This is a genomic window from Absiella sp. AM29-15 (assembly GCF_003434225.1).
In the GTDB taxonomy this organism is placed as follows: Bacteria; Bacillota_I; Bacilli_A; order Erysipelotrichales; family Erysipelotrichaceae; genus Hoskinsella; species Hoskinsella hominis.
Genome location: NZ_QVFL01000011.1, coordinates 21,555 through 42,018, shown reverse-complemented (window position 1 = coordinate 42,018; position 20,464 = coordinate 21,555). Strand labels below are relative to the sequence as shown.

Annotated in this window: 16 protein-coding genes; 12 read left to right on the top strand and 4 right to left on the bottom strand. The window is 33.0% G+C overall.

All coding sequences use genetic code 11. From position 1 onward, the window contains the following. Nucleotides 1-2: 2 nt before the first annotated feature. Nucleotides 3-704 (bottom strand): LytR/AlgR family response regulator transcription factor, encoded by a 702-nt coding sequence (locus DW761_RS11875; RefSeq protein WP_117518290.1) that lies wholly within the window; start codon nucleotides 702-704, stop codon nucleotides 3-5. 20 nt (nucleotides 705-724) lie between these two features. Beyond that, nucleotides 725-1,147 (bottom strand): hypothetical protein, encoded by a 423-nt coding sequence (locus DW761_RS11870; RefSeq protein WP_117454815.1) that lies wholly within the window; start codon nucleotides 1,145-1,147, stop codon nucleotides 725-727. Nucleotides 1,148-1,396: 249 nt separating this feature from the next. Here DW761_RS11870 and DW761_RS11865 point away from each other — a divergent pair, with 249 nt between their 5' ends. Genes DW761_RS11865 through DW761_RS11855 form a run of 3 tightly spaced genes read left to right on the top strand, consistent with a single transcriptional unit; the run spans nucleotide 1,397 to nucleotide 3,173 of the window. Then, on the top strand, nucleotides 1,397-2,050 hold the full coding sequence (locus tag DW761_RS11865) for a LytTR family DNA-binding domain-containing protein (RefSeq protein WP_117518289.1): 654 nt from the start codon (nucleotides 1,397-1,399) through the stop codon (nucleotides 2,048-2,050). Further along, the gene (locus DW761_RS11860) at nucleotides 2,047-2,622 is read left to right on the top strand and encodes a hypothetical protein (RefSeq protein ID WP_117518288.1); all 576 of its coding nucleotides are present in this window, start codon (nucleotides 2,047-2,049) and stop codon (nucleotides 2,620-2,622) included. Before DW761_RS11865 ends, DW761_RS11860 begins: the two co-directional genes overlap by 4 nt. Then, nucleotides 2,622-3,173: a hypothetical protein gene (locus DW761_RS11855; RefSeq protein WP_117518287.1), complete on the top strand. Its 552-nt coding sequence runs from the start codon at nucleotides 2,622-2,624 to the stop codon at nucleotides 3,171-3,173. The genes DW761_RS11860 and DW761_RS11855 overlap by 1 nt, the downstream gene beginning before the upstream one ends. A 456-nt stretch (nucleotides 3,174-3,629) precedes the next feature. Here the strand turns inward: DW761_RS11855 and DW761_RS11850 are convergent, their stop codons facing one another. Then, a complete protein-coding gene (locus DW761_RS11850; protein WP_117518286.1) occupies nucleotides 3,630-4,544 on the bottom strand; it encodes a dipeptidase in 915 nt (304 codons plus the stop codon). Next, nucleotides 4,545-6,311: a M3 family oligoendopeptidase gene (locus tag DW761_RS11845; RefSeq protein ID WP_117518285.1), complete on the bottom strand. Its 1,767-nt coding sequence runs from the start codon at nucleotides 6,309-6,311 to the stop codon at nucleotides 4,545-4,547. It lies immediately after the preceding gene. 215 nt (nucleotides 6,312-6,526) lie between these two features. On the opposite strand from DW761_RS11845, the gene DW761_RS11840 reads away from it, so the two are divergent. From DW761_RS11840 to DW761_RS11800, 9 genes are all read left to right on the top strand, one after another. After that, nucleotides 6,527-6,856: a PTS lactose/cellobiose transporter subunit IIA gene (locus tag DW761_RS11840; RefSeq protein WP_117454818.1), complete on the top strand. Its 330-nt coding sequence runs from the start codon at nucleotides 6,527-6,529 to the stop codon at nucleotides 6,854-6,856. Between the two features lie 29 nt (nucleotides 6,857-6,885). Beyond that, a complete protein-coding gene (locus tag DW761_RS11835) occupies nucleotides 6,886-7,206 on the top strand; it encodes a PTS sugar transporter subunit IIB (RefSeq protein ID WP_117454819.1) in 321 nt (106 codons plus the stop codon). 180 nt (nucleotides 7,207-7,386) lie between these two features. Beyond that, a complete protein-coding gene (locus DW761_RS11830) occupies nucleotides 7,387-8,952 on the top strand; it encodes an AAA family ATPase (RefSeq protein ID WP_158552730.1) in 1,566 nt (521 codons plus the stop codon). A gap of 99 nt (nucleotides 8,953-9,051) precedes the next feature. After that, nucleotides 9,052-10,770: an AAA family ATPase gene (locus DW761_RS11825; protein ID WP_117518283.1), complete on the top strand. Its 1,719-nt coding sequence runs from the start codon at nucleotides 9,052-9,054 to the stop codon at nucleotides 10,768-10,770. Nucleotides 10,771-11,015: 245 nt separating this feature from the next. Continuing rightward, nucleotides 11,016-15,989 (top strand): M60 family metallopeptidase, encoded by a 4,974-nt coding sequence (locus tag DW761_RS11820; RefSeq protein ID WP_117518282.1) that lies wholly within the window; start codon nucleotides 11,016-11,018, stop codon nucleotides 15,987-15,989. 4 nt (nucleotides 15,990-15,993) lie between these two features. Continuing rightward, nucleotides 15,994-17,193 carry a hypothetical protein gene (locus DW761_RS11815; protein ID WP_117518281.1) on the top strand — a complete coding sequence of 400 codons (1,200 nt, stop codon included), beginning with the start codon at nucleotides 15,994-15,996 and terminating at the stop codon, nucleotides 17,191-17,193. A 230-nt stretch (nucleotides 17,194-17,423) separates the two neighbouring features. Further along, nucleotides 17,424-19,343: a BglG family transcription antiterminator gene (locus tag DW761_RS11810; protein WP_117454824.1), complete on the top strand. Its 1,920-nt coding sequence runs from the start codon at nucleotides 17,424-17,426 to the stop codon at nucleotides 19,341-19,343. Between the two features lie 10 nt (nucleotides 19,344-19,353). After that, entirely contained in the window at nucleotides 19,354-19,977 is a 624-nt protein-coding gene (locus DW761_RS11805) for an RDD family protein (RefSeq protein WP_117454825.1), read from the top strand. An 84-nt stretch (nucleotides 19,978-20,061) separates the two neighbouring features. Then, the gene (locus DW761_RS11800; RefSeq protein WP_117454826.1) at nucleotides 20,062-20,391 is read left to right on the top strand and encodes a PTS lactose/cellobiose transporter subunit IIA; all 330 of its coding nucleotides are present in this window, start codon (nucleotides 20,062-20,064) and stop codon (nucleotides 20,389-20,391) included. Nucleotides 20,392-20,464: the final 73 nt, after the last annotated feature.

Genomic DNA, 20,464 nt, shown 5'->3' with positions numbered 1-20,464 from the left:
AATTAAAACCTCTCTCCAATAGAATTAAAATAATCCGCTTTAAATTCTATTTTATATTTTCTACTTAATATTAGTTCTTCATCATTAGATAGAATGATTGAATCACTATTTAGTTTACGAATCATGCGAAGATTAACAATATAAGCTTTATGGCATTGAGAAAAATAATAATTACCCAATAAAGATTCCCATTCCTTTAAAGTTAAAGTCGTAGCGATTTCATGATCTTTGAAGTGAATGATGGTTTTTCTATCACGATATTCAATATATAAAATTGCATTGATATATATTTTATAAGGACTAATTCGTTTATCTAAAATAAACTTACTATCTATCATATCCTCTTTTAGAATGTTTGTTAGTTCATAATTAAATTCAATTTTATCTATTGGTTTTAAGAAATAACCATCTGCTTTCACACTATATCCAGTGCGCATATATTTCGGGGAATTGGTAATGAAAATAATCTTAGAATCACGATTATATACTCTTAATTTACGAGCGACTTCAATGCCATTCATCTTTTCCATTTCGATATCTAATAAAATGATATCAAAGCTGATGACAGAATCTAATAAAAGAGAACCATCTAAAAACTCTTCAATTTCATATGTCAATTGTAAAGCGTCTAACAAATTTACTGTCAGTTCTTTTATGATTTTTATATCTTTGATTTCATCATCACAAATCGCAATTCTTAGCATTCATACCACTCCCCATGTTGTTAATTTATTATATTCGCATCTAGTACAAAATCACAAGCGATATCTCTATCAAAAGCAATTGTTTCTCCCTCAAATGTTGTAACGGTACCTGTGTATTTTAAAATTGTTTGCTTGTCTGTTACTTCTATTGCTAGTTTTACATCAGAACCTTTGTAGTTCTCAATGATATCATGATAAATCTTTTCGTATTGACTTTTAAATTGAAGCAACTTCACATCTACAGCAGATGCGATTTTAGGTGTTCCTCGCGGCGCAATTACAATAGAAGGCATTTGAATTTTATACTCATCGCCTTTGCCAAAATCAGTGACCTGAATATCAATTTCCGGATGATATGCACACCATACATAATAGCCACCCGTTCCACCTATTAAAATGATAATGATCCCAATGATCAGGATATACTTTTTATGTTTTTTCATGTTGTTCACCTTTTCATTTCTTTTAAATCTCTTTTGTAATAAGCTTTATATCTTGTGTTTGAAGTACTTCTATAAGTATCTTACACTATATGTTTTATATTTAAAATAGCGATTGTACAAAATACAGGCGGGATGTACAAGATACAATAGAAACCACTTGTTGGAAATTATCTACCACTGATAGGTATTTTATGCGTTATCTTTCTATATTTCTGTTATACTTTCTGTAGAAGAAAGGAGGGAGGCTATATGTTTACCATAAGGATTTGGTGTGACCATAAGGAACGCTATCAACAAATGAGAAAAATTATATCATCCATTGAAATATTTCGAGTACTAGATTCCGATAAAAGGTGTGATGTTTTACTGGTAGATATTGCGGATACCACACATACGCCAAATCAAGTTCTTCCAATTTTAGAAAAATTAAATGGAAAAACGATATATATACTTTTTGCTGATGATAGCGCAAAACTTTTGGATATAATGGGTTTATATGTATATCAATATATCCTACATGATCAGATAGAACAAAGGCTTCCTTCCTGTTTAGAAAGTATCTCAGCCTTTCTAATGAATGTTTCTACCATATGTGTACACCAACATGGAGAAATCATGTATATCAAAATTAAAGAAATCTATGATATCCAATATGAAGATGGAATCGTCTATATTGATATGGAACATGAACGCTATACTACACAATATACATCATTAGAAAAAATAAAGAAGCAGTTGGATGACAGCTTTCTTTTCGCAAACCGTAATACGATTATACAAGTAGGATTCATTACTGCAATTGATGCTGTTAGTATCACATTATCCAATCAGAAAAAAGTCACTTTATCAAGAAGACGAAAGAAACAAATTAGTGATGAATGTGCCAGGAGGTGGAAGAAATGAGACCCATCATTTATGGAACTGTACCATCTAAGAAAAAAATACATAGTGATATTTTAATGCAAAGTGGAATTGAAATACTAGCTTTATCGATGTTCTATGTATTTTACAGCCTCGTATTTCCGCTTCCAATCTATTGTTTCTGGATACTTTTCATAAGTGTTATGATAGGAGGCGTTTTAATTAAACAGCATCGGCAAAATAAAGTGATATATGAATTTGATGAAGAGAAAATCAAATTCATAAAATACTCAGATTGGCTGTATTTTGATTATAGAAATGAAATAGAAATGATACCTTACAAAGATATCGTGAAGTGTGATATCGGATATTGTAGAAATCATAAAAAATCTAAATATGGATATAGTGTACAATTAATACTATATCTGGAAAATAGATCAAAGATTATAGTATTAAATCCTGCAAAATTAAGTGAAACAAAAATGCGGGAATTATTAAGAATATTGAATGAAAAAATGAAATATGTAAACGATCCATATCAAATTTATTTATGTTTGCTTCAAAATTATATACGCTTTGATATGTATATAGAGCGTATCGAAGGGAGGAAATGATGATGAACATCAATGAATTTATACAAGAAGCGAAACGCAGTATTATTCTCGCAAATATTCTGCCTAAAGGAGAACATAAAATATATCAAAATCCTTTGTTTATACAATATTCTTTGACAACGATTACCCATAATATCAAAGTGAATATTGTTTTTGACCAAGATGAAATGGTGATATCTGATTTTTTTAGCAATGAAACGTATGCGACTATAGATTATAAAGAATTGACGTATGTAAAAGTGAGTGCATGTGAACGAATATATAGTATTCCACATGTACAGCAATTGATTGTTTTACATTTGAAAACAAAAGTTTTGGATATGCTAATCGAAACAAAGGATACAGATTATGTGCTTTACTTAATATCTGCAATTCATAAAAAAGGAATCGCCATTGATGATCCATATGGAATTGTTCAAATTTTGTTGAAAACGATAAAAGAAGAAGATGGATACTACCAATATATGAATGAACATTATCGAGAAATTGCTAAAAAATATGATTTGGATCTTCCTAGAATCAGTGTATATCGTAAGGATGCAAAAGGATGAAAAAGCACATAAAAAGAGCAGATTTAAATTTCTGCTCTTTTTCTACTTCAGTAGGTCATTCAATGTATATTCATTAGAACTAATTTTAGAAATTCTTGTATACTCTTTTATAGAACGTATCAAATCCTCAGAATTTTGGAAATAATTATATACGAAATCATAGCTTTTCACGTTTTTTAATTTTAAAAAATCTTTGCAGAAAATACTGCGTTTCTTTCCTGATTTCTTATATTCATTATATTTGTTTTTTTTCTAAAATCCTTATAATGTAATTTTATTTTTAAAACATTTGAATACACCTTTTTGTGATTATCTACAGATATCATGTTAATAATTATCAAATATGAGCAGTGTAGACGATAATTTGAAAAATAACAACGACTTTTCCGTTGTTATTTAAAAAAACTTGATAGAAAAAACCAGAAGCGATATCTGTGTATTACTTCTGGTTCATTTCTAATATTTAAGATATGTTTCCATATAACGATTTGCATTATAGAAACAAATATCTTCAACTTCTTCCTGACTATATCCACGCTCAATAAGTCTGTTCGCAAGATTTTGTATATGGGCAACACTGTCTAATCCTTTTACCATGCAGGTAGGATCATCCATGTAATCCATAAAATCAAATCCTAGGGCAATCTGTTTTGTGCCATATTTCTCTTTTATATAATCAATGATATTGATAAATTCATCTAATGTTTGTTTACTTTCATCTCTTGTCACAAACCAGCGAACAGGCAAACCACCAATCACACCACCATGTTCCATAATCATTTGAATTTGAGGATCACTTAAGTTGCGATAGTGATTAAATAAGCCTTTCACATTACTGTGTGTTGCTAAGATTGGTGTTGTGGAAATACGCTGGATATCATAAAAATTCCATTCACAGCAATGAGAAACATCCACAGCCATATGTACTTCATTCATTGCCTTTACACATTCAATTCCAAGGGGTGTTAATGGCATATTTCCACTTTTTGCACCACATGCAAGGGCATTGTGATCATTCCAGCATAAACTTGCACATCTTACATTATGCTCATACAGCCAATGTATTTTTTCACGGGCACCTTCTTTGATGCCGCACATCCCTTCTATGGCGATAAACACGCGGATATCTTTAGAATAATCGAAGGCATAATGTTTGCTTTCTTTGATTTTTTCATTTACATAAAGCACCTGATCTACCATATCTTGCCATGTAGTTTCTGCATCCGCAAAGCAACATACAATCGCAGTTGTATCAATACCACCCTGTTTCATTTTTGGATAATGATAATCATCTAAACGATTTGGTTTACTATCACGATGATCAAAGATATCTGTACCAATATCATCATGCAGATTAAAAAACTTTACCATTTATTTCATCTCCTTTACCAGGTTTAAGAAGGCATCCATCTGATTTGTAATAGATTGTAAGGAAGCTTCCCAGAAATCAGGTTTTGTAAGATCAATGCCAGCTACCATCGCAGTATCTTCTACCGTATTGGTTGTGGATGCTTTTAACAACGCACGATATTTTGGTAAGAAGTCTTTGCCTTCTTTTTCATACATTGCATACAAGCCACGAGAGAACAATGCGCCAAAGGTATATGGGAAGTTGTAATATGCGATATCTGGAATGTAATAATGCACTTTGGTAATCCAACGGAATGGGTGTAACCAATCATGATCCATACCATTTCCAAAACATTTCTTTTCTGCATCTAACATTAGCTCTTCTAAATCTGTAGCGAACATAAAGCGACTTTCACAGTTATCGAAGATTGATTTTTCAAAAGTAAATCGTGTATAAATATCACAGATATTCTGACATAATGCCGCAAGCTGTGTATCCATTAGGAATAATTTATTTTTTGGATCAGCATCATTGATCAATGCATTATACATAATATTTTCATTGAATGTAGACGCAGTTTCCGCAAGTGGCATACAATATTCACGATTCAAAGGCTGTTGATCTTCAATCATCATACCATGGTAAGCATGTCCAAGTTCATGAGCAACCGTGATGACATCACTTAACGTATCAGCATAATTTGTGATTATACGGCTTTGTTTAATCCATCCTAAATTTTCACAGAACGCACCACTTTGTTTGCCCGTGTGACTTGGATAATCAATCCAGTGTTCATCCATTGCCTGTTTTGCCATTCCATATAAATCATCAGAGAAGTTTTTGAAATGTTTTAAAATATAAGCTTCACAATCATCTATTGTAAACGTCATATTGCTTTCACCAATGGTTGCGTAAATATCATACCATGGAAGACCATTGTCATATCCCAGCATGCTTGCTTTTGTACGTAAATATTCATGGAATTTAGGCAGATATTTATCCACTGCACCATACATTGCATCTAGTGTTTCTCTTTGCATACGGGAATCTATCAACATCTTTTCTAAAGGATCAGCGTAGCCGCGAAGTTTTGCTTCCATCAACTGCTGACGTTTGATATTATTCACAGAGAAGGCTAATGGTTCTTTGATTTGTTCATAAGCTTTCATTTCACAAAGGAAAGCTTCCTTACGAACTTCTTTGCTGGTAGAATGACATAAGTTTTTTACTTCTGTTAATGTCATTGTTTTACCAAGGCATTCTACATTCACATGTGAAGTTAAGTGATAATACATATCAGAGAAAGCTTTTACACTGGTTGTCGCAACATTTGCTAAAATACCTTCTGCTTCTTTACTTAAACTGTGACTTGCTTTATCCTGCATTTCATGAAGAATAAAAGAATAACCTTTCAGCATATCGTTTCCTTTGATAATATCATCCAGATGTTTTGCATGTGCAATCACATCCTTTAATTGCGCTTTGTATACGGAAAAGCTTGAGATACGTGTATTCACAATATTCAAATAGCTTAAGGTTTCTTTATCTGTAGTATCAACGGATTGACGTAAAATACAGTATAAACGTAAACGGTAAGATAAATCATATTCCTTTTCTAACAGCTTTACACTTTCAATTACCTGAATTTGTTCATCATATGTAGACAATTCTTTACAAAAATGCTGAAAATTGTCGTATAATAGATGTAGGTCGTTTAGATCTTTCTGAAATTTGTCATCATGAAATCCTTTATATAAGGAATCCAATGACCAAGTATGTTCTAACATTTCTTTACCCTCTTTCTTATCTATACTCATTATAGAGAGAAACTTGGCTGCTGGAATACAAATTCCTTTCCTAGGCGATTAGGAAGATGTTTTCCATAAACTGACACTCATAAGATTTTTCCTAATGGCTAGGAAGTTGTGTTAAAAACAAAATCTTTCATTTCAACGTATAATGATAGTGCGTGATAGAGAGGTTACTGATAGGAGGGTACATAATGGAAGGCTTAGAACTGCAGTGCTTTCAAATCATATCTGCGGTTGGAATGGCACGTTCCAGCTATATTGAAGCAATACAGGAAGCAAAGAAAGGGAATTTTGAAGAAGCAAAGAACATGATTGCTGAAGGAGAAAAAAGTTTTCTTCAGGGACATGAAGTGCATGCTTCTATGATTCAGCAGGAGGCAAGCGGTCAGAAAGTAGAACCATGTTTATTGTTGATTCATGCAGAAGACCAGCTAATGAGTGCTGAAGGATTCAAGATTATTGCGGAAGAAATGATCGCAAATTATGAAAGAATTACAGCTCTTGAAGCAAAGAGCAAGTAATAAAAAAAAACTAGAGAGGAGAGTTTAAAATGAAAAGAATTTATTTGTTTTGTAGCGCCGGAATGTCAACAAGTATGTTAGCACAGAAAATGCAGGAAGTAGGAGATGCTCATCAGCTTCCAGTTGAAGTAAAAGCATTCTCTCATGCAAAAATCCAGGACATCGTTGATGAATTACACCCTGACTGCATCCTTCTTGGACCACAGGTAAAATACCTGTTCGAAGAAACTAACAAAAAATTTGGTGACAAGACTCCAGTTGCAGTAATTGATTCTGCTGCTTATGGTATGATGGATGGAGAAAAAGTTTTAAAGACAGCTATCAAACTAATCAAAACATTCGGTAAATAAGAAATCATGGATGCTTCGGCATCCTTTTCTTTTTGTAAAAAGGTATGCATATCGAGTAGGGGGTGTGATTACAAATCAATGATATCAGAGCATTCCAGCAACAGTATAAAAAGCAACTTTTATACTGTTTTATAAAAGAATTTAGGGTATAATGAAAGAGAAGAAATGAGGTGCTTATATATGTATTACCTGGATACAAATAATCCTGTAGAATTATTTAAACGTGTCTTGAAAAATAAAATCTATGTTGATAAGAGTATGTTAATTAATAAACTGAATGATTTCATTGGTAGTGAAGATTGTTATTTTTGTATTACACGTCCTAGAAGATTTGGAAAAACAATCAATGCAAATATGCTAGGCGCATATTATACACAAGGTTATGATACACACGATTTATTTAAAGATTTAAAGATAGTACAAACAGCCTCTTATGAAGAACATATCAATAAACACCATGTGATTTATATTGATTTTAGTAATGTTCCACAAAATTGTAATTCTTATGAACAGTATATTGATAGTATTTATAAAAAAATGAGAAAAGATTTAATAGATTATTTTCATATCGAAGTTCATGAAACTGATGATTCTTTAAGTGATTTTTTTCTTGCAAGCCAAGAAAAATTTATCTTCATCATAGATGAATGGGATAGTATCTTTTACGAAGATTTTATGCAGGAAAAAGATAAATTTGAATATCTGAAATTTTTGAAGAGATTATTAAAAAGTAAGACATATGTTGAATTAGTATACATGACGGGTGTTTTGCCAATCGCAAAATATTCAACAGGTTCAGAATTAAATATGTTTAAAGAATATAATTTCATGAATGATAGCACTTATGAAGATTATTTTGGCTTTGATGAAAAAGAAGTAAAAGAATTAACACAGCATTTTTCAAAACCATCATATGAAGTATTAAAAGAATGGTATGATGGTTACTATAAATCTGATGATACTAGCTTATTTAATCCACGTTCTGTATCCTTCGCATTAAGAGATGGAGTATGTAAGAATTATTGGACAGAAACAGGACCAATGAATGAAATCGCAGAATATATTGAACATAATGTAGGTGCGGTAAGAGAAGACATTGTGAAAATGGTGGCAGGTATTCCAATAAGAGTAAAATTAAAAGGATACAGTGCTTCAGACTTAAGATTAAACAGTCGAGATGAAATATTATCTGCCATGGTAGTATTTGGCTTTTTGTCCTATCATAATGGTTACTTGCGTATCCCTAATTTTGAATTGATGGAAAAATTTGAAGCAACACTAGAAAGAAAGAGTATGGGTGGTGTTGCGGAAGTTGTAGAAAACTCTGAGAAAATATTGGAAGAAACCATAAATGGCAATGCAGAAAAGGTTGCTGAAATGATTGAATTAGCGCATGATAAAGAAATACCGTTTATACAGTATAATGATGAAAATAGTATGTCATGCCTAATAACATTATGTTATTTGAAAGCAAGAGATGATTATGAAGTCACAAGGGAAGATAAATCAGGCAAAGGATATGTAGATTTCTTATTTAAACCAAAGAATTATGGTGATCCAGCAATCATATTAGAGCTGAAATATGACAAAAATGCCCAAGAAGCTATAAATCAAATTAAGGAAAAAAACTATATTGAAAAAGTAAAAAATGTAAGAGAGTGTTTGCTTGTAGGAATCAATTACGACAAAAAGAATAAGGAACATACCTGTATTATCGAAAAGATGATACAAGAAGTTTATGAATAAAGATGTGTTTCGTGCACATCTTTTTATAATTGATACCACTGCAAATTAGAAAATGATATAGTAAGAAGATAATTACTAAATATTTCACGATTCAAATGAATGAGCAATGGTTTATGGTATAATAAAGTACAGAAAGAAGGTAGTTTTATGCTGAAACTACCAAAAGGAAATTCGAATTTTGTCGATATTGTTACAAAAGGGTTTGTCTATGTAGATAAGACGAAGTATATAGAAATGTTAGAAAATGGAAATGACAAGTTTGTTCATTTTCTTCGTCCTAGAAGATTTGGAAAAACTTTATTTATATCCATGCTTTCTTGTTATTACGATATTTTAACAAAAGATAATTTTGATGTTTATTTCAAGGATACATATATACATGAACATCCAACAGTAGAAAAAAATAGTTATCTAATTTTACCTTTTGATTTTTCGGGTTTAAATGATACATCATCAGATATGTTAGAAAGAGAGTTTACACAAAGGATAGAAGACCAATGCAAAGAATTTTTAAACAAATATAAAATTGATATAGAATTGGAAAAAAGATCTGCAGCAGGAATTATTTCTCAATTACTATATGAATTGCCTAGCAAAACTGATATTCCGATTTATGCTATCATTGATGAATATGACCAGTTTTCTAATGAGTTAATATCATTTGATTTAAAAGGGTTTAAAAATATTGTTTCAAAAAACGGATATGTTAGGAAGTTTTATGAAACATTGAAAATTGGAACATCAAAAGGTGTTGTGAAACGTATCTTTATGACAGGTGTTTCTCCAATTACCTTAGATTCTATGACTTCAGGATTTAATATTAGTACCAATCTTTCTTTAGATCCACGATACCATAGTATGATGGGATTTGATAAAGATGAAATGTATAAATTAATTCTTGAAATTGATGAAATTGTAAACAAACAGGCAGTATTACAAGACATGAAAATCATGTATGATGGCTATTGTTTTACAAAGAAAAAAAAGGAATGCTTATTTAATCCTAATATGGTATTTTACTATTTTGATCAACGGCAAATTTATCACGAAGCACCTATTGATATGATTGATTCGAATATGCTTTCAGATTATAACAAGTTAGAAAGCTTGCTTATGATAAATTCGGATCAAAAACATAAGGATATATTACTTGAAATTTTGTCAAAAGAAAAAATAACCTGTGAATTGACTACTTCATTTTGTTTAGATGTTGCGTTTACAAGAGATGATTTCATTTCTCTTTTGTACTATTTAGGATATTTGACAATTCATAGTGTATATAGAGATATGATTGAATTTACAGTTCCTAATACATTCATAAAAAAGATATATTTTGATTATTTTAGAAAAATGATACAATTGGATTTTCATGTGAATACTTCTAATTATGCAGAATCCATAAATCGAATCATAGACCAAAAAGATAATAGTCTTTTCGTTTCTAATATAGAAGGTATCTTAAAGAGTTTGGATAATCGAGATTTTAGAGGATTTTCAGAATCTAAAGTAAAAATAGCAGCTGCAGCAATTGCGCAATCTAATAAGTATGTCTTATTGAAAAGCGAATACCCAGTAGAGGAAGGCTATGTAGATATCGTATTATTCCCATATCATACGCAAGGAATAACGGCATTGTTTGAATTAAAGTATATTAAGAAAGAAAACTTAAATCAAGCTACGCTAGAGGAAAAACGTAAAGAAGCATATCTTCAGTTAAAAAAATATGGAGAAGCAAAAGAGTTTGCTAATCAAGATATCGTGAAATGGATTTTGATTTTTTCAAAAGATGAATGCGTTTGTAATGAAATTGTAGATTGATGATTATACAAGCTTCAAAAAATTGTTAGGTATGAAACTGAGGACTAGATAGGTTCTCAGTTTTTGGTTTAAAAAAAGAAAAAATAAAGTTTCACCTCATATATAACAACATAAATTATTATAAAGATATAAAACATCATAAATTTGTCACACGAAAATGCATCTTTCTGGAAGAATATGGTAAAATATGGTATAAGTAGTTTGTGAGATGTAACCTACCTTATGAGGGATGAAGGAGAAACTTTATGAAAAAAATAGTTAGTTTGCTGGTGGCAGCCGCAATGTTATTGCCAATCAATACATTTCAGAAAAGCAAAAGCATTTCCGCAGAAGATGTGACCACAACCACAACAACAAGCGGTTCTTTGCGTGCGGATATCGTATTTCATCAGCCAATCAAGAAAACAAAACAAGGCATAAGCGCCTCAATTCATGTTGGTGATGAAGTGGTTTCTGTGAATTTGGGTGGTGAGGATACTACATTTGAAGGTATTATCCAGAATCAAAAAGTCACAGGATATACAAGGGTCACTACTGATCAGGATGATATCAGGCGTATTTCTATCGTATTTGATGGGCTTCCTTTAAATACTTATCATTTCCAGTTGAAAGGAAATGGTTTTCATACTGTCGAACAGGACGTAGAGATTAAGGACTACAGTAAATATTTATACATTGATACCAGTTCTGTATTTTTATGTGGAGATCTAAATGATGATGGTATGGTCAATGATATGGACTATAATTTAGAATTAGATCAAATTGATCAGGATTCCACAGATTTAACTTATGATATCAATGGGGATGGCATTGTGGATATTTTAGATTTAAGCTATATTCATAAGACTTTAAGTATGAAAGCAGAAGATGCTTTAGAATCTTTAGGCAATGCGATATTAAAACCAGAAAATATCACAATAGAAACAACGCCAGAAGTAACCTTGCAGGGTACTGTGGAAAATCTGATAAATCCAGAGAATGAAGAACCACTAACCTTTGGCTTTAAGGATGAAACACAAACCATAAGTAAAGATACCCCAATAGAAATACCTTTAGCACTTACGACACCAGTGAAAATGAATAAAATTGAAATTGATGCAGGTGAGGGTGAATCAGCAATCACATCAGGAACAGCAGATGTTACGATTATAGATGAACAAAGTGGTGCGGAAATTGTCATAGAAAAACCATTTGGGATGAAGCAATATCGTTCTGCTCGTGCACAAGATTCAAATATTGTGATCGATTTAGGTGGACAAGTCGCAGTCAAGCATATCAAAATCAAGGTTACAGGAACCAGAACAAATCGTCATTTAGCGGAAATTACAAAAGTAGAATTTTTAAATGATGTATATGATACGATTCCAGTACCAGAAGCAGCTTATCCAAAAAATGTTTCTGTAACATCTAAAGACAGTTCGCTGGATGTTGCTTGGGATAACGTTGTAAATGTGAATGGGTATCAAGTTAAATATGTTGGTTATGATAGCAAAACGAAAGATATTGCAGAAAAAATAGTAAATGTAACCGATAATCATACGACATTATCCAATCTTACAAACTTTATGAGTTATACCATCTCTGTACAATCCATTACGGATGATGGCTGGTCAAGTGGCTATGGAGAAAGCGTAATTGGTATGCCAAAGCCTACCAGCGTACCGAAAACGGTAGAAAATGTGAATGTAAAAGGTGGATATCGAAATATTACAGTATCATGGGGAAAATCAGAAAACGCATTAACCTATAATGTATATTATCGTATAAAAGGTACAGAAGATTATAAAAAGATTTCAGGTATTAAGGATAAAACTATTAAGATAGATGATTTAGCGGATGCGACAACATATCAGGTATGTGTCAGTGGTAGTAATGATTTAGGTGAAGGTGGAAAATCGGCTGTATCTATTGGCACGACAACCAATCTTGCGCCAACGATTACACCTAATTATCATTTAATTAATTTCTCATTAGGCGAAGATAAAACAACAGCCGGTATCAAAGATGTGACTTATCCATCTGCCAATCCAGAAGGCTATGACAAATTTGATATCGTAGATAATGATCAAACTAGTTATTGGCAGTTCAACAGCTGGGATGCTGGAGGATACAATAAAGGAAAACCAAGTCCTATCGTAACATTTAAAGAAGCACATACCTTTGGAGAATTTGTAGTGATTCCTAGTTATAATTTTGTAGGGGATCTGACCTATGTCAAGGTTCAGTATTGGGATGAAAATGGAAAAGGTATACTTGTAAATGATGCGCAGATACAGAAATGTTATGATACAAATAAGAATCTTTATTATCGTATCAAACTGAAAACACCGATCACATCTGATAAAATTCAAATCAATCTTGCCCAGTATTGGTCTGGTAATAATGATATCAAAATCAGTGAATTGAAATATTATACATACGATACACTAGCAGAAGATATACAAAATTTGTTTGGGGATGATTTACAAATTACATTAAAAGAAAATGTAACGCAGAAAACAATTGATGAATTATCAGAAAGATTAGAAACAAAGGATCAAAGTGAATTACATCCTGATTATGTGTCATTGAAGAAAGATTTAGATTATGCCCAACAGATTCTGCAAGATAAAGACTTAAGTAAGGAAATCACAACGGTTGATCAAAAAATGTCCACAAAAAATGATGTGGGAAAAGGTTTCTCTTATAACATTAGCGATTTACAACCATTAGGCATTGCTGCCAGAGCAGGTGATCAAATCGCAGTATATCTTGGTAAAAGTAAAAATGCGACAGGAAATGTACAGCTGGTTATGACACAGCCATATGCAACGCCAAATAAATGGAGTGTTGTTTCAACATTACAGCCGGGTAAAAATGACATCACAATTCCAGATATTACGTCTAAGGATATTGAACATGGAGGTTCTTTATATTTAAGGTATGTAGGAAAAGAACCAGGCTATGATATGGAAAAGAATCCGATTCGAGTACGTGTCAGTGGAGGCATTAAGATTCCTTATTTAAAACTTGATGGAATCCATAAAGAAAGTGAAATGAAGGCTCTTATATCTGATTATATTGATGATTTAAATAACTATGTTTCATATCTGGATAAGGAATATAAAGACAGTGCATACAGTGCAGCTCATCAGGCATTAAATGTCACAGAGATTGCATCTGATCAAATGCTGTTCTCTATACCAGCAACGCAGGCACTTTCTGGTATCAAAAATGGGACAGCCACAAAAGCAGAATGGATAGAAAATCTATATCAGAACGAACTTGCGGCAGAGCAGTTGATGGATTTAACCTATGCGCAAAAAGGTTTTTCAGATAACGCCAAAGATGCAGTTGATCAAAAACCACATACAAGAATCAATATCCGTTATATGGATGTACAAAATGCATTTATGTACGCAGGCGGCGGTCACGTGGGGATTCCTTTTGGTTCAGGTGCAGGTCTGATGAAAGGAAAACCTGCAAAATGTCCTGTAGATACAAGTGAAAAATGCAGTACAGGTGCTTTATATGGCTGGGGTATTGCCCATGAAATTGGTCATGAATTAGATCAGCAGGGTGGTGCTTATGCGGAAGTATCCAACAATGTTGTGGCACAGTTTGCGATGACATTGGATGAAGAAAGATTTTCAAGAATCGGTGGATATAAAGACGACTATACAAATATTTATCAAAAAGTAACCAGTGGCAGTAAAGGCTATGCATCAAGTGTATTTACAACTTTAGGCATGTATTGGCAGTTACATCTGGCATATGATGATGCATGGATTCGCCCAGATGATACCAATATGTTTACATCCCGCATGTATCAAGCATATCGTCATGCGGACAGAACAAATGTAGATTATCAAAATCTCTTGATTCGTATGGCTTCTTTGGCAGCTGAAAAAGATTTAACGGACTATTTTGAACACTGGGGATTAAGTGCAAGTGATGAAACAAAAGCTTGGTTAAAGGCACAAAAACTAGAACCTGAAACAAAACCAATCTATTATCTGAATGAAACAGCAAGAAGAAAACGTATCGAGCATCAGGCAGATATGGCAGAAGATACAGTACTATCCGCTGAATTAACACATGATACTGCGCATGGTAATGATGATAAACGTGCAGTTTTACATATGTCTGTGAATAAAGATCAAGATAAGATTTTAGGATATGAAATTATCCGTAATGGAAAAGTTATCGCCTTTACCAATGATGATACGTATACCGATACCATTACCACAACAAACAATCGTGTATTCACATATGAAGTCATCGCATACGATTATAATTTAAATCCAACCAACAAGGTAACACTTGATCAGGTAAAAATCAGCCATGATGGAAGCATTGTGAAAAACAACTGGGAAATTTCCAGTAACGTTGCCGATGATCAAATCATGGAAGGTGATGAACAGGACAACAACACATTAAAAACTTTGATTGATCAGGATTATTCCTCTGTTTATCATGGTGAAACGAATAAGAATATAGAATTCATTCTGAATATGAATGCCTCTCAACAGGTTGTAGGATTCAAATATACAGGAGTAGAAAACGCAAAAGATAATCTAAAAAATTATGAAATTGCATTATCCGATGATGGTAAAGAGTGGACAACCGTAGCTTTGGGCAGTTTACAGGCAAGTCCAATCACACAAACCGTGTTCTTTTCCAGTGATAAAGATTACACAAGCAATAAACTGGAAATCTTTGATGCACGTTATGTAAAAATCATTGCGAAACAGAAAACGTTAAGTGCCGCTGAAATTGATATCTTAGCGCCTCCAGGAGATAACGTTGATTTAACTGATTCTGGAATTGGTATTTTAAAAGAAGCGTATACATACGCACCAGGTAAGAGTATTCCAAAAGGTTCTTTGTTGTTCACAGGAGAATATCGTGGAAATCCAGCATTTAATTCTGTACTTGTGATTGATGAAAACAATAAAGTTGTCGCAGGAACAGGTGAAAATGGTAACGCAGATGCAATCCTGCTGGCAAAGATTCCTGAAAATGCACCATTGAATGAAATCGCAAAAGGCACATGGATCTATTGGATAGAACCAGAAAACCTGCCACAACAATTACCTGAGAAAGTAAAAGTAGAATTATATCGTGTAGATGATGCACTAAATAGTGAAGGACAACGATTGGTAAGTGATACATTATATGTCACATTGCCAAAAAAGCTTCCAAGTATCACGTTAAACAATCAGGCATATGGGGAGTAAGATTATGAAAAAGATGAAAATATTTATTGCGGCGTTTATGGTATGCAGTATGTTTATGATGCCAGTAAAAGCCAATGATACAGTTACTGTTAGCTTTGAGGCAACAGACAATAAGAATGAAGGAGTGCTTTCTATTGAAAATATTGAATCCGTAAATGCACTTTCTTTAAATATCACGCTAGATACGAACGCAAAATTGATAGAAGTGGTACCAAATGAGGACTTATTAAAACAGGGCGCAAAATTTAACTATCGATATCATGAAGATACAAAAGCGTTAAATCTGTATATAACAGGGAAACAAGCATTTGCATATGATCAAAAACTTCCACTTGCCTATCTACATTTTGAAAATGAAGAAAATACTTCCGTAAAGCTTTCCTTGAATCCAGATAAAGCAGGTCTAAAGCTGGTATATGATACCTTTGCGCAAACCCTAAATGAATCAAATGGTTTGGTATTTACAGCTTCACAATTATCAGTATCTGGTAGTAAAACAGAAGAAGAAATACCCGATAAAGAAGAAGTAAGTTATCCAGCTGCACAGGTAATTGATAAAACAACAAATGTAACAATTGAAGCAGAAGAAGGTATTCTTCCTAAAGGTACAAACGCAAACATATCACAAATGAAAGATGAAAAGAAGCTGGAAACGATTAAGAAAAAGCTAAGTGAATTAAGTGAAAAGTTTACAGTGTATGACATTACTTTAACGCATAATCAAACATTGATTCAGCCAAAAGATGGCAAATTGGTAAGTGTTCGCCTACCGATACCAAGAGGATACGATCATGATAAACTTGCGGTTTATTGTGTTGATCAGGAGGAAGTAGAAGTATTTCAGGTAGAAGTCATAAATGGCATGGCGCAATTTAAAACCAATCATTTCTCTACTTATGTATTAGCACAAACAGGTGTAACGCCAAAGGATGATCCAGAAGGAAACAATGGGGAAACTACAAATGATCAAAATCATCATGATGACGCCAATCCCGATGATGATAATCAGAAAAATGATGCGGTAACACCAAATGGAGAAAGTCAAAACAACGCTTCTACAGATGATAAGAAAACTAACAACACTACAGCACAAACAAGTGATACAACACAAAGTGAATTATTGCTTGCGGCATGTTTTGTGTCTATCGGCATTCTTGGGATATTAGCTTATAAAAGAAAGCTGTGGAAAAAAGTAAATAAATAAGGCATAGAAGGATGATAAATAAAAAAAGCTTATCATCCTTTTGTTTATAAATACTTTAGGAAATATTATTCCATATTCTAATTGATTTTCTTCCTAATATAGTTAAATTATAATGCTTTGCTTTTCAATTGATATATAAATATGGTAAAATTTCCTAGCAGTTAGGAAAAACTATGCAAATAAATCCTACGACAACACTTTATAATGGTACATAGAGAGGGTGTGAGAATATGGCATTAAACAAGCGGCAGGAGAAAATCATTGCGATGATGAATGATATGAATGAATGGATTACTGGAAAAGAATTAAGCAAACTCTTAAATGTCAGTGATCGTACCATTCGCTCTGATGTAGATGTCATTAATCGTACATATGAGAATGAATTGATTGAGAGTAATCTTCGTTATGGATATCATCTGAATCAGAGTATATTTCGTACACTGGATATCAAAATTGAAGATACAATTCCACAGACACCGCAGGAACGCTGTGTATATATTATTCAGGAATTGTTATTTCAAAGAAATGAATTAAATATCATAGACCTGCAGAATAAAGTATATGTCAGTGGATATTCCATCGATAATGATATTAAACGTATCAAAAAGATGGTAGAACCCTATGATGATTTAAAACTGGTGCGATCAAAAAGCTTTATTCATTTAGAAGGAAGCGAAGAAAGCAAACGTAAATTATATAAGGACATGCTGGCAGAAGAAACTAAGGGAAACTTCTTAAACATGAACAAGCTTGCTTCCTTATATAAAGACTTTGATTTACTGGAAGTTAAGCAGATACTGGATGATACTTTACAAAAATATGATTTCCATATTCGTGAAATGGCAATGCCATTATTAATGATGCATGTAGGTATCGCAATTGAACGTATTATTCATCGTAACTTTATTGTCACAGACCGTAAAAATCCGGAACTGGCAAAAAGTGTAGAATATATTATCGCAGAAGAATTCTTCCATAAGGTTGCTGGAAAAATCCGTATTGAAGTGGTAGAAGATGAAATCGCATTACTGGCATTATTGCTGCTGGGGAAACGAAGCAGTGATTATACCGGGGATAATATTAAAATAGAAAATCGCGATTACAATGTGAAAAAACTTGTAGAAGATTTGTTGGCAGATATCTATACCATGTTCGATATTGACTTCCGTAATGATACGGATTTAAAAGTGGGTTTACAAATGCATTTACAATCTTTAATTGAACGGCAATCACGTAATGTAGAAGTAGACAATGTGTATCTGGAAGAAATCAAAAAGAAATATCCACTGGTATTTGAAATGGGTGTACGTGCAGGCAATTTCCTAAGTGAACAAACAAATCTTGAAATTAATGAAAATGAAATAGGTTTCTTTGCGTTACATCTGGGAAGTGCATACGATCGTAGCTCAGCTTCTGGCAAATACAAAGTATTGATGATATATCCGGATGATCAGGCATTAAGTAAACTGTGTGCCCAGAAAGTAGAAACAAGGTTTTCTGAGCGTATGGAAATCATTGATCATATGAGTTTCTTTGAAGAAGCACAGGTGGAAGCCTTACAACCGGATATGATTCTGACAACCCTTCCATTGATGCACAGCCTTGGTATTCCCACTATTCAAATATCACTATTCGTGAATTTTGAAGATGAAAGCAGAATCTTTCATGCCTTGAATCAATTGGATAAGGTAAAGAGTAAAAAGGAATTTAAAGAACGCATTGTACATTTAATTAAACCACAATTCTTCTATACGGATTTAAATGTATCTACACCAGAAGAACTAATCAGTTATATGTGTGAACAATTAGACAATGAAGGATATACACCAGTTGGTTTTAAGGATAGCGTTCTACAAAGAGAATCTATGTCATCGACATCATTCACCTATGGATTTGCTCTTCCACACACCTTCAATGTTGCCGCAAACTACTCTTGTTTATCCGTTGCCATATTGAAAAATCCAATCAAATGGGGAGATTTTGATGTACAGCTAGTCATATTGCTCGCAATACGTAATGAAGATCGAAAATTATTACGGGTATTCTTCGACTGGTTAAGCAGTATCGTTATCAATTCCAGCAAGTTCGCAAGTCTGTTGGAGGCTAAGAATCAAAAAGAGTTTATCATGCAGATTCAAGAGGAATCATAAGGAGGAAAACATGAATATTTTCTTTAATTTATATATGAAATTAGATCACAGTGAATGCAATGTCGCAAATGGAAAGCGATTATTTGCTTATATTATTGACTGGTTTTTAGGAAGTCTTTGTACACTGCTTCCAATGTGTTTACTATGGATGATGTGGACAAAAGATATGGAAACAATGGCAGGCGTTAATGTATTGGTTATTGCAGGTAGGCTTGGAGATGGAAAAGCATATCTTGCAGGCACCTTAAGTATTTTGTTTGCGTTATTCTATTATGTATACATACCTTTAAAAATCTATCCGGGACAAACACCTGGAAAACGTGCCATGGGCTTTAAAATTGTAAAAAAAGATGATTCAAAAGCAGATTTAAAAACACTGTTGATCAGAGAAGTGATTGGTGTCATGATCATTGAAGGAAGTCTTTATACCGTATCTGGTGTATGGCATTCCATGTTATCTTTGGCATTAAACCTGAATCTGGTAGGAATTTTAATGTATGCAGGACTTGCTGTAGGTATCCTGAGTGGTTTTATGATTCTTAAAATAAACAGTCGCAGAATGTTCCATGATTACCTTGCGAAAACAAAAGTTGTAGAATATGAAGAATATATGGGAGAAAATAAAAGCATTTAAATTTCCTAGGACTAGGTAAATACTTCCATGTAATTATATAAGATAAACGATATAATGATATTGTAAGAAAAGGAGGGCGCTTTTATGGAAGGCTTAGAATTACAGTGCTTTCAGATTATTTCAGCCGTAGGAACAGCAAGAAGTACCTACATTGAAGCAATTCAGGAGGCAAAACGTGGAGATTTCAAACGTGCTGAGGAACTGATCAAAGAAGGAGAACAAAACTTCAATCAGGGACACCAGGCACACGCATCCATGATTCAGCAGGAAGCAAGTGGAAATCCTGTACAGCCAAACCTGTTGCTGATTCACGCTGAAGACCAGCTTATGAGTGCAGAAGCATTCAAAATCATTGCTCAGGAAATGATCGATAATTACAAACGCATTGCAGAATTAGAAGCGAAATTGAAATAATTCCTAGTACTAGGAAAACGCTTCAAGATTATCATTTTCGAAAGAAGATATAATGAGTATGCTATGAAAGGAG

Excerpts from the sequence above, each read along its gene's own strand:
- DW761_RS11875 (WP_117518290.1), bottom strand. The coding sequence starts at position 704 with ATGCTAAGAATTGCGATTTGTGATGATGAAATCAAAGATATAAAAATC.
- DW761_RS11870 (WP_117454815.1), bottom strand. The coding sequence starts at position 1,147 with ATGAAAAAACATAAAAAGTATATCCTGATCATTGGGATCATTATCATT.
- DW761_RS11865 (WP_117518289.1), top strand. The coding sequence starts at position 1,397 with ATGTTTACCATAAGGATTTGGTGTGACCATAAGGAACGCTATCAACAA.
- DW761_RS11860 (WP_117518288.1), top strand. The coding sequence starts at position 2,047 with ATGAGACCCATCATTTATGGAACTGTACCATCTAAGAAAAAAATACAT.
- DW761_RS11855 (WP_117518287.1), top strand. The coding sequence starts at position 2,622 with ATGATGAACATCAATGAATTTATACAAGAAGCGAAACGCAGTATTATT.
- DW761_RS11850 (WP_117518286.1), bottom strand. The coding sequence starts at position 4,544 with ATGGTAAAGTTTTTTAATCTGCATGATGATATTGGTACAGATATCTTT.
- DW761_RS11845 (WP_117518285.1), bottom strand. The coding sequence starts at position 6,311 with ATGTTAGAACATACTTGGTCATTGGATTCCTTATATAAAGGATTTCAT.
- DW761_RS11840 (WP_117454818.1), top strand. The coding sequence starts at position 6,527 with ATGGAAGGCTTAGAACTGCAGTGCTTTCAAATCATATCTGCGGTTGGA.
- DW761_RS11835 (WP_117454819.1), top strand. The coding sequence starts at position 6,886 with ATGAAAAGAATTTATTTGTTTTGTAGCGCCGGAATGTCAACAAGTATG.
- DW761_RS11830 (WP_158552730.1), top strand. The coding sequence starts at position 7,387 with ATGTATTACCTGGATACAAATAATCCTGTAGAATTATTTAAACGTGTC.
- DW761_RS11825 (WP_117518283.1), top strand. The coding sequence starts at position 9,052 with ATGAGCAATGGTTTATGGTATAATAAAGTACAGAAAGAAGGTAGTTTT.
- DW761_RS11820 (WP_117518282.1), top strand. The coding sequence starts at position 11,016 with ATGAAAAAAATAGTTAGTTTGCTGGTGGCAGCCGCAATGTTATTGCCA.
- DW761_RS11815 (WP_117518281.1), top strand. The coding sequence starts at position 15,994 with ATGAAAAAGATGAAAATATTTATTGCGGCGTTTATGGTATGCAGTATG.
- DW761_RS11810 (WP_117454824.1), top strand. The coding sequence starts at position 17,424 with ATGGCATTAAACAAGCGGCAGGAGAAAATCATTGCGATGATGAATGAT.
- DW761_RS11805 (WP_117454825.1), top strand. The coding sequence starts at position 19,354 with ATGAATATTTTCTTTAATTTATATATGAAATTAGATCACAGTGAATGC.
- DW761_RS11800 (WP_117454826.1), top strand. The coding sequence starts at position 20,062 with ATGGAAGGCTTAGAATTACAGTGCTTTCAGATTATTTCAGCCGTAGGA.